The sequence below is a fragment of the Streptomyces sp. adm13(2018) genome, from assembly GCF_008042145.1.
In the GTDB taxonomy this organism is placed as follows: Bacteria; Actinomycetota; Actinomycetes; order Streptomycetales; family Streptomycetaceae; genus Streptomyces.
This window is the reverse complement of sequence record NZ_RDBH01000141.1, coordinates 1,016,659-1,026,854: the sequence shown is the minus strand read 5'-3', so window position 1 is coordinate 1,026,854 and position 10,196 is coordinate 1,016,659. Positions and strand designations below refer to the sequence as shown.

Genomic DNA, 10,196 nt, shown 5'->3' with positions numbered 1-10,196 from the left:
CCCCCGCCCCTCCCCCGCGCCTAGCCTGCGGAGGAAACCCGCAAGTGCGTCCAGAACACCCCCAGGAGCCCCGCATGAACGCTGTCCCGCAGGAGCGGCGCATCGTCACCGCCATCCCCGGTCCGAAGTCGCAGGAGCTTCAGGCCCGCCGCCTCGACACGGTCGCCGGTGGCGTGGGCTCCACGCTCCCCGTCTTCACGAAGCGGGCCGGCGGCGGCATCATCGAGGACGTCGACGGCAACCGTCTGATCGACTTCGGTTCCGGCATCGCCGTGACCTCGGTCGGCGCCTCCGCCGAGGCCGTCGTGCGCCGTGCCTCCGCGCAGCTGCAGGACTTCACCCACACCTGTTTCATGGTGACGCCGTACGAGGGCTACGTGGAGGTCTGCGAGGCGCTCGCCGAGCTGACCCCGGGCGACCACGCCAAGAAGTCCGCGCTGTTCAACTCCGGCGCCGAGGCCGTCGAGAACGCGGTCAAGATCGCCCGTTCGTACACCAAGCGCCAGGCGGTGGTCGTCTTCGACCACGGCTACCACGGCCGTACGAACCTCACGATGGCGCTGACCTCGAAGAACATGCCGTACAAGCAGGGCTTCGGCCCGTTCGCCCCCGAGGTGTACCGCGTGCCGGTGGCCTACGGCTACCGCTGGCCCACCGGCCCGGAGAACTGCGGCCCCGAGGCCGCCGCCCAGGCGATCGACAACATCACCAAGCAGATCGGCGCCGAGAACGTCGCCGCGATCATCATCGAGCCGGTCCTCGGCGAGGGCGGCTTCATCGAGCCGGCCAAGGGCTTCCTGCCGGCGCTCGTGAAGTTCGCCAACGACAACGGCATCGTCTTCGTCGCCGACGAGATCCAGTCCGGCTTCTGCCGTACCGGCCAGTGGTTCGCGTGCGAGGACGAGGGCATCGTCCCCGACCTCATCACCACCGCCAAGGGCATCGCGGGCGGTCTGCCGCTCGCCGCCGTCACCGGCCGCGCCGAGATCATGGACTCCGTCCACGGCGGCGGTCTGGGCGGCACCTACGGCGGCAACCCGGTGGCCTGCGCCGGCGCCCTGGGCTCCATCGAGACGATGAAGGAGCTCGACCTCAACGCCAAGGCCCGGCGCATCGAGGAGGTCATGAAGGCCCGCCTCACCGCCATGCAGGAGAAGTTCCCGGCCATCGGCGACATCCGCGGCCGCGGCGCCATGATCGCCATCGAGCTGGTCAAGGACCGCGACACCAAGGAGCCGTACGCGGAGGCCGCCGCCGCGCTGGCCAAGGCGTGCCACGCCGAGGGCGTCCTGGTCCTGACCTGCGGCACCTACGGCAACGTGCTGCGCTTCCTGCCGCCGCTGGTGATCGGCGAGGACCTGCTCAGCGAGGGCCTCGACGTGATCGAGAACGCGTTCGCCCAGATCTGATCCGGCGACGGATCCACGCGGCTTCGGCCCCCGGATCCGGCACTCCGTGTGAAGACTGTGTGGGGGGCCGATGGCGGGACGTGTTTCCCGCTGTCGGTCCCCTCTTCTCTGACGTACGGTTTCCGCAGATGAGAGAAACACCCCGGGCGGAGCCTCCCCAGCACCGTCCACACCGTGCCGCCGCGCACACCCCTGGAGCCTCGTGCTCCGGAACTCCTCACCGATCGGACGGCCGCCCGCCCCACACCCCCCGGGGCGTGCGGCGATCCGATCCCCTCGGCCGCCCTGGAACCACCCCCCCTGTTCCAGGGCGGCCGGCTCTCTTCTCGGCGCTCGTCGCCCTCGTCGTCGTGACCTGGCAGGTGCTCGTCCACGGCCCCTTGGCCAGGCTCGACGAGCGGGTGTCCCGGGCCCTGGTGGACACGGTCCCCCGGCCCCTCTCCGAACTCGCCGCCGACCTCGGCAACATGACCGTCGCCCTCCCCGTCCTCGCCTGCGCGATGGCGTACGCGGTGTGGCGCGGCCGCCGGCTCGGCGCCCTGTACGCGGGTCTCGCCATGGTCGCGGTCCCCCTGCTCGTGATCCCCCTCAAGGAGTGGACGGCCCGCCCGGGCCCGCTGGAGCCCTGGGCGCACGGCTACTACCCCTCGGGCCACACGGCCACGGCGATGGTCGCCTACTTCGGCGCGGCCTTCCTGGTCTCGAACCGCCTGATCCCGGCCGCCGCCGTCCTGACGGCGGTGACCGGGACCGGGCTGGTGCTGCGGGGCTACCACTGGCCGCTGGACGTCCTGGCCAGCCTCTGTCTCTGTCTTCCCCTGCTGCGGTGGCCGGTCCTCGCCGCGCGATACGGTCGTCCGGACCGCGCCGGGGACGCGCGGGAGTGAGACGCGCGGGGGGACACGGATGGCGGGCACACGGTTCTCGGTCACGTTCGACGGGCGGGCGCACCAGCTGCAGCCGTCGGACGGGCAGATCATCCTGCCCACCCAGGGTTCCAAGATCCATCACGATCCCGGCTGCACCCACCTCACGGACCCGCAGAACCTCGACCGGCACCCCGACCGGGACGGTCTGACCTGGCGGCGGCTCCTCGACGCCGACGACCCGGCATCCTGGGCGCACTCCGCCGGGCTGCGGAACCGCCGCGGCAGGCCCCTGACCGGCGTGTGCTCCTGCGCGCTGCGGCCCGTCGCCGCGGACCACGCCGACGCCCTGCCGTACTGGCCTCTCGACCAGGCCCTCGACGCGTTCGACGTCGAGCGGCACCGGGAGGCCCTGGAGGCCGCGGACCGCCGCGCCGAGGAGATCCGCCGGGCCTTCCCCCTGGAGTCCTGGCCGACGCTCCCACTGGAGCGCTACGCGCTCGGTGTCCACAAGACCCGCCAGGACCTTCCGCCGACGTACTGCCACGCGCTCGAGTACGGCAGCGGCGAGCTGGGGAGCATCACCGGGGGCTCGGCCAAGAAACACCTCATCTACTGCCGGGACGGCGGCCGGTGGTGGCACGATTCCGGCTACCCCGACGCCCCGGCGGCGTGGAGCGCGGTGCGCTCGGGCATCGTCGAGGCGGTGACGGCGGCCCGCGAGGGCAGGGTGCGGGACATCGACGACATCGTCGCCGTCCGCGCGGCGAACACCCTGATCGCCAAGACCCTGCGCATCTACGCGCCGGACGCGATCGTCCCGGTCTATGCCGACAGCTACACCCGGCACTACCTGTCCATGCTGACGACGGACGTGCCCGCGCGGATGCGCCCCTTCGCCCGCAAGGAGTACCTGCGCCTGCTGGTCGGGCAGCATCCCCGGCTGAAGGACTGGCCGCCCCACCTCGTCTACCGCTTCCTCGCGTGGTGGGCCCCGCCGCGGGTGGCGCCCCGGGTGTTCGCCATGGGCCTCGACGCGAACGCCGACCTGGAGCTGGACTGCCTCACCGAGGGCTACGCGGCCGTCGGGTTCGACGAGCTCGGCGATCTGCACGACTTCGCCGACAAGGAGGAGTTCACCCGGGCCGTCCGGAGCCGGGTCACCACGGGGAACACCGCGCACGCGCACGATGTCTGGCGCCTGCTGGAGATGCGACCGGGCGACCGGATCGTCGGGCACCTGTCCGCGGACCGGATCATCGCGGTCGGCCGGGTCACCGGGGACGGCTACGCCTGGCGGCCCGCGCGACGGGAGCGCAGGCACACCGTCACGGTGGAGTGGGACACCTCCTTCCAGGTGACGTTCGACCGCCCGGTCCCGGGCTGGGGCGCCGACCGGATCGCCGAGGTCAAGCCCGCTGCCTGGACGAAGCTCAAGCAGCTGCGTGCCGAAGAGCCGTCGTCCCCGACGGCCGGGGAAGCGGGCGCCGGAGCGGGCCTCGACGCCGAGGGCGTCGCCGACGCCCCCGTCCCCCAGCCGGACGACGCCGACGTACGGCCCCGCGGTCGCCTCCAGCCGCTCGACCCCGAACCCCTGCCGCTCGACCCCGAACTCCAGCGGCTCGACGACGCCCTGACCCGCCGCGGCCAGGCGATCCTCTACGGGCCCCCGGGCACCGGCAAGACGTACCAGGCCCTGCGCTACGCGGTGCAACGGATCGGAGGCCAGTCCGACGACCTCCCGGGCCTCTCGCCCGGCGCCGAGCCGGAGAGCGCCGAGTACCACGCGACGGTGAAGGCGCTTCAGGACGCGGGGCGCCTGACGCTCGTCACCTTCCACCCGAGCTACGGGTACGAGGACTTCGTCGAGGGGCTGCGGCCGGTGAAGGGGCAGGCGGGACTGGCGCTGGACGTCCGCCCCGGAGTGTTCCGGCAGGTCTGCGACCGGGCCGCCGAGGACCCCGACCACACCTATCTCGTGATCGTCGACGAGTTCAACCGCGGCAACGTGCCCAAGGTTCTCGGCGAACTCATCACCCTTCTGGAGAAGGACAAGCGCGGGCTGCCCGTCACGCTCCCGCTGAGCGAGGAGCAGTTCGCCGTACCGCGTAACGTCCTGCTGCTCGGCACGATGAACACCGCCGACCGGTCCATCCGGATGCTCGACTCCGCCGTACGCCGTCGCTTCGCCTTCGTGGAGCTGCTGCCGGACTCGAGGCCGCTGTACGGCTTCAACGTCGACGTGCTCGACCTCGGGGTGTTCCTGGAGGCTCTCAACGGCCGGATCAGGAGGCTGCTCGACCGGGAGAAGCAGCTCGGCCACGCCTTCCTGATGCCCGGCGGCGAACCGGTGTCCACGGCGGCGGAGTTCGCCGCGATCGTCCGGGACGAGATCGTGCCGCTCCTCCAGGAGTACGCCTACGACGACTACGGGCTGCTGACCGCCTTCCTCGGCGAGGCCGTCGTCGACCCGGTGAACCACTGTCTGCGCGACCTCGACGACGAGTCGTTCGTGTACGCGCTGCACTCCGAGCTCAGGGCCGACACCGATGCCGAACCCGCCTGAGCAGCCGCGGCTCGCCCTGCGCGAGTACGGCCGGGTGGTCCTCCCCGGCGTCCGGCTGACGGAGGCCGACCGGCGGCTGGTGGAGAGCGGGGCGCTCGACGGGCGGCTGCGCCTGCGGGAGCTGCGGGGCGACCGGCTGGAGGCGACCGCGGGGCCGTACGTCGGCGTCGTCCGGCTCGACGCCTGCGAGCTGCGCGTCCTCCCGAAGTACCTGGGCGGCGAGCTCGACGTGCTGCGGATGCTCGACTACGCCTGGGGCGGGTCGGGAGCGCTCCTGCCGCTCGGGCAGGACTTCGGCGAGGGCCCGCCCCAGCTGCGGGACCTGGTCGCCCTCATGGTGACCGAGCACGCCGAGCGGCTGCTGCGCCACGGGCTCCGGAGCGACTACCTCACCCGGGAGGACGACCTCCCCGTGGTGCGCGGCCGTCTGCTGGCGGACCGGCAGCTCGTCCGCCACCACGGCCGGCTGGACCGGCTGGCCTGCCGGTTCGACGAGCACGACGCCGACATCCTCGACAACCGGATCTGCGCCCGGGCGGTCGCGCTCGCGGCCCGCACGGCGCGCTCCCCCGAGGTGCGCAGCCGGGCCCGGCGCGCGTCGGCGCGATTCGCCGCTCACACCTCCGGTGACCCGGGAGATCTCCGTGACCCCGTGGCGCTGCCGGACTACCACCGGCACAACGAGCACTACCGGCCCGCCCATCTCTGGTCGCGTCTGCTGCTCTCGGGCGGCGGGATACGGGACCTGTTCACCGGCGGCCCGCTGGCCTCCCGGGCGTTCCTCGTCGACATGAACCAGCTGTTCGAGACGTTCATGACCCGGCTGCTGGGGGAGGGCGCCGCGGCCGCCGGGATGCACGCCGAGGCCCAGTCGCGGCAGCGGCGGGTGCTCTTCGACGAGGCCACGGGGGGCCCGTACTCCGAGGTGCGTCCGGACCTGATGGTCTCCGGCACCCTGGACGGCGAACCCGTCCGGCGTCCCGTCGACCTGAAGTACAAGCTCTACGACCAGCGGAAGCTCTCCACGCAGGATCTGTACCAGGCGTTCCTGTACGCCCACGCCCTGTCCGGCGACGGCCCCGGACGCTGTTCGCTCGTGCATCCCGGGGACGGCGGCGGCTCCGGGGCCGTGGTGTCCGTCCGTGGTCCGGGCGGGGCGGTGTCGGCGGTTGTGCGGGCCGTGCCGGTGGATCTGCGCGCGGTCCTCGACGGGCTCGCCGGGCCGGGCCCCCGGGGGGTTCCGGCCCGGCTGTTCGCCGAGGTCATGGCCTAGTCGGTGTACGGCGGGGCCGTCAGCTCCAGTTGTACGCGTCGAAGTTCTGCGAGAACTGCCACTGGTTGAAGCGGTCCCAGTTGATCGACCAGGTCATCAGGCCGCGCAGGGCCGGCCAGGTGCCGTGGGTCTGGTAGGTGCCGCAGTTGGTCTTCTTGGTGAGGCAGTCCAGGGCCTTGTTGACCTCGGCCGGGCTGGTGTGGCCGTTGCCCGCCTGGGTGGAGGCCGGGAGGCCGATCGCGACCTGGTCGGCGCGGAGCGCGGGGAAGAAGCGGTCACTGTTGCCCGCGACCGGGAAGCCGGTGAGCAGCATGTCGGTCATCGCGATGTGGAAGTCGGCGCCGCCCATGGAGTGGTACTGGTTGTCCAGGCCCATGATGGAGCCCGAGTTGTAGTCCTGGACGTGCAGCAGGGTGAGGTCGTCGCGGAGGGCGTGGATGACCGGCAGGTAGGCGCCGGCGCGCGGGTCCTGGCCGCCCCAGGGGCCCGAGCCGTAGTACTGGTAGCCGAGCTGGACGAAGAAGGTCTCCGGGGCCATGGTGAGGACGAAGTTCTGGCCGTACTTCGCCTTGAGGGTCTTGACCGCCTGGATCAGGTTGACGATGACCGGGCTGGTCGGGTTCCGGAAGTCGGTGTCACCGGTCTGCAGGGACAGCGAGTGGCCCTCGAAGTCGATGTCGAGACCGTCCAGGCCGTACTCGTCGATGATCTTCGAGACGGAGGAGACGAAGGTGTCGCGGGCGGCGGTGGTGGAGAGCTGCACCTGGCCGTTCTGGCCGCCGATCGAGATCAGGACCTTCTTGCCCGCCGCCTGCTTGGCCTTGATGGCGGCCTTGAAGTCGGCGACCGACTCGACGTTGGGGCACTCGGTGGCGGGGCAGAGGCTGAAGCGGATGTCGCCGGAGGTCACCGAGGTCGGCTCGCCGAAGGCGAGGTTGATGACGTCCCAGGAGGCGGGGACGTCGGCCATCCGGGTGTAGCCGGAGCCGTTGGCGAAGCTGGAGTGCAGGTAGCCGACGAGGGCGTGCGCGGGCAGGCCGGTGTTGCCGCCTCCGCCGCCGCTGGTCGTGGTCGCGCTCACGGTGGCCGACTTGGCGGACTCACCCGCGCTGTTCACGGCGCTGACCTGGAAGGTGTACGCGGTGGAGGCGGTGAGCCCGGTGACGGTGGCGGAGGTGCCGCTGACCGTCTGGACCCGGGTGGTGCCGCGGTAGACGTGGTACGAGGTGGCGCCGGAGACCGCGGACCAGGTCAGCGGCACGCTGGTGGAGGTCGGGGAGCCGGCGGCGAGGCCGGTGGGCACGGCCGGGAGCTGGACGGGGTCGCCGCCGGGGCCGTAGAGGGAGAGGTCGTCGGCCTGGTAGGCGGGGGTGCCGTACCAGCCGTGGGTGTAGATGGTGACCGAGGTCGTCGAGGCGCCCGTCGTGAAGGTGGTCGCGAGCCGCTGCCAGTCGGGCGCGGAGCCCGTCCAGGTGGAGACGTCGGTGGTGCCCGTGCCGGAGGCGCCGAGGTAGACGTAGCTGCCGCGGACCCAGCCGCTGAGGGTGTACGAGGAGTTGGGCTTGACGGTGACCGTCTGGGAGCAGCGGGCGTTGTCGCTGCCGGCCGGGGTGGCCTGGAGCGCCTTCGTGCCGCTGCGGGTGGGGGTGGAGACGGCGGCGCCGCTGCCGGCGGTGCAGGTCCAGCCGTCGAGGCCGGCCTCGAAGCCGCCGTTGCGGGCGAGTTCGGCGTCGGCGGCCTGGGCGGCGGGGCCGAGGGCGGCGAGTCCTCCGGCGGCGAGGACGCCTGCGAGGAGCAGGGTGAGGGGTCTGGCGCGGTCCACAACTGCCTCCGGGGATGGGGGAATCGAGGTGGGAGCGCGCCACAGCATGGTCCAGACCAATCAAGTGGTCAAGACCTCTGGCCCCGACGTCCGGACGGCGGACGGCCCGATCCGCCCTCCGGACGCGACGATCCACCCGCCGGACGGCATACGGGCCTCCGAGCACCCCATGGGGACCCCTCGCTACGACACCCCCACAGGCGCCCCCATTCGCTCACGGCGCCCCACCTGCTCCTCCTCGCCTACGACGTCTCCCGCGACCCCCCGATCCGCCCCGCCGCCTCGTGCATCGCGAGTTCCAGGAGCGTCGCGTCGGTGAGCGTGCCCGCGCCGTCCGGCGCCACCAGCCAGCGGACGGCCCCGGTCGTCCGGCCGGGGTACGGGACGACGATCCAGGTCCCGGCGCCCGCGCCGCGCACCCCGGTGCCGAGCCAGCGGGTCACGGTGCCCGGCGGCACGAAGAAGCCCATCCGGGCGTCGCCGAAGTCGGCGAGGACCGGGCCCGGCCGGTCCACCAGGCGGGTCAGCACGTCGAGCGTGGGATAGCCCAGCTCGGCGGGCAGGATCAGGACGTCCCAGCGCCTGCCGGCGGGCAGCAGCGCGACCCCGTGCGGGTTGCGCTCCCACTCCCACCGGCAGGCCTCGGGATCGGGTGCGACCGAGACCAGCCACTCCACCGCGCTCTTGGCGCCCGAGGCCCCCGTACCAGTCATCGCAACGGTCTCCTTCCGTGTGGACACGGTGTCCGTACGGAGAGAGCGATTCGGGCGCCTTCTCTTACGCGGTTTCAGCTACCCACCGGTTGTGATGTAGGTCACTCCCGTGCGGCCGGCGTGGTCTCAGCTGTCGAAGCCGAGGCCCACCCGGTCCATCGCCTTGAGCCACAGGTTGCGGCGGCCGCCGTTCTCGTCGGCCTTGGCCATCGCCCACTTGGTGATGCCGATGCCGGCCCAGGCGATGGGCTCGGGCGGGAAGGGCAGCGGCTTGCGGCGGACCATCTCCAGCTCGGTGCGCTCGGTCCGCTCCCCCGCGAGCAGGTCGAGCATCACGTCGCCGCCGAAGCGGGTGGCGCCCACGCCGAGCCCGGTGAACCCGGCCGCGTACGCGACCTTGCCCTGGTACGCCGTACCGAAGAAGGCCGAGAAGCGGGAGCAGGTGTCGATCGCCCCGCCCCACGCGTGGCTGAAGCGGAGCCCCTCCAGCTGCGGGAAGCAGCGGAAGAAGTGCTCGGCGAGCTTGAGGTACGTCTCCGGGCGGTGGTCCATCTCGGCGCTGACCTTGCCGCCGAAGGGGTAGATCGCGTCGTAGCCGCCCCAGAGGATGCGGTGGTCGGCGGTGATCCGGAAGTAGTGGAACTGGTTGGCGGAGTCGCCGAGTCCCTGCCGGTTCTTCCAGCCGACGGAGGCGAGCTGCTCGGGGCTGAGCGGCTCGGTCATCAGGGCGTAGTCGTAGACCGGGACGGTGTACGCGCGGACGCGCTTGACCAGCGACGGGAAGACGTTGGTGCCGAGGGCGACCCGGCGGGCGACGATCCTGCCGTACGGGGTGCGCACGCCCATGCCGGTGCCGGACTGGGCCAGTTCGAGGCCCGGGGTGTTCTCGAAGATCCGGACGCCCAGGTCGAGACAGGCCCGCTTGAGGCCCCAGGCCAGCTTGGCGGGGTTGAGCATGGCGACTCCGCGGCGGTCCCAGAGTCCGCCGAGGAAGGTCGGGGAGTGGACCTCGGCCCGGACGGCGTCCCGGTCGAGGAGTTCGATGCCGTCCGCGAGTCCGAGCCGCTCGATCTCCTCGTACACCTCGTGGAGCTCGTCGACCTGGTAGGGCTCGGTGGCGACGTCGATCTCACCGGTGCGCTCGAAGTCGCAGTCGAGGCCGTAGCGGGCGACCGCCTCCTCGATGCCGTCGAGGTTCTTCTCGCCGAGCTCCTCCAGCTTCGGCAGCTCGCCCGGCCAGCGGGCGAGCCCGTTGCCGAAGCCGTGGGTGAGGGAGGCGGCGCAGAACCCTCCGTTGCGGCCCGAGGCGGCCCAGCCCACCTCGCGCCCCTCGATCAGGACGACGTCCCGGGCGGGGTCGCGCTCCTTGGCGAGGAGCGCGGTCCACAGTCCGCTGTAGCCGCCGCCGACGACGAGGAGGTCGCACGTCTCGGTGCCGGTGAGGGCGGGCAGGGCGCCGGGCTTGCCCGGGTCTTCCAGCCAGAAGGGGACGGGCTGGGCGTCGGAGAGAGATTGGGCGGCGAGACGCATGGCGACTGGGGCCATGG

At 72.2% G+C, this 10,196-nt stretch carries 7 protein-coding genes; 4 read left to right on the top strand and 3 right to left on the bottom strand.

Going from position 1 to position 10,196, the window contains the following annotated elements:
- Window positions 1–74 precede the first annotated feature (74 nt).
- From gabT to EAO70_RS32830, 4 genes are all read left to right on the top strand, one after another.
- Window positions 75–1,409, top strand: a complete 1,335-nt coding sequence (gabT, locus tag EAO70_RS32845) for a 4-aminobutyrate--2-oxoglutarate transaminase (protein WP_148006397.1) — start codon at window positions 75–77, stop codon at window positions 1,407–1,409.
- A gap of 128 nt (window positions 1,410–1,537) precedes the next feature.
- Window positions 1,538–2,296: a phosphatase PAP2 family protein gene (locus tag EAO70_RS32840; protein WP_148006396.1), complete on the top strand. Its 759-nt coding sequence runs from the start codon at window positions 1,538–1,540 to the stop codon at window positions 2,294–2,296.
- A 19-nt stretch (window positions 2,297–2,315) separates the two neighbouring features.
- The gene (locus EAO70_RS32835) at window positions 2,316–4,841 is read left to right on the top strand and encodes an AAA family ATPase (RefSeq protein WP_261993148.1); all 2,526 of its coding nucleotides are present in this window, start codon (window positions 2,316–2,318) and stop codon (window positions 4,839–4,841) included.
- On the top strand, window positions 4,825–6,114 hold the full coding sequence (locus EAO70_RS32830; protein WP_148006395.1) for an McrC family protein: 1,290 nt from the start codon (window positions 4,825–4,827) through the stop codon (window positions 6,112–6,114). Before EAO70_RS32835 ends, EAO70_RS32830 begins: the two co-directional genes overlap by 17 nt.
- Before the next feature lie 19 nt (window positions 6,115–6,133).
- On the opposite strand, the gene EAO70_RS32825 is transcribed toward EAO70_RS32830, so the two are convergent.
- The 3 genes from EAO70_RS32825 to EAO70_RS32815 form a co-directional block, all read right to left on the bottom strand.
- Window positions 6,134–7,936 (bottom strand): chitinase, encoded by a 1,803-nt coding sequence (locus EAO70_RS32825; protein WP_148006394.1) that lies wholly within the window; start codon window positions 7,934–7,936, stop codon window positions 6,134–6,136.
- Between the two features lie 242 nt (window positions 7,937–8,178).
- Complete coding sequence (locus tag EAO70_RS32820) at window positions 8,179–8,649, bottom strand: hypothetical protein (RefSeq protein WP_148006393.1); 471 nt, start codon at window positions 8,647–8,649, stop codon at window positions 8,179–8,181.
- 126 nt (window positions 8,650–8,775) lie between these two features.
- Window positions 8,776–10,194, bottom strand: coding sequence for an NAD(P)/FAD-dependent oxidoreductase (locus EAO70_RS32815; RefSeq protein ID WP_148006392.1), 1,419 nt, complete (start codon window positions 10,192–10,194; stop codon window positions 8,776–8,778).
- Window positions 10,195–10,196 lie beyond the last annotated feature (2 nt).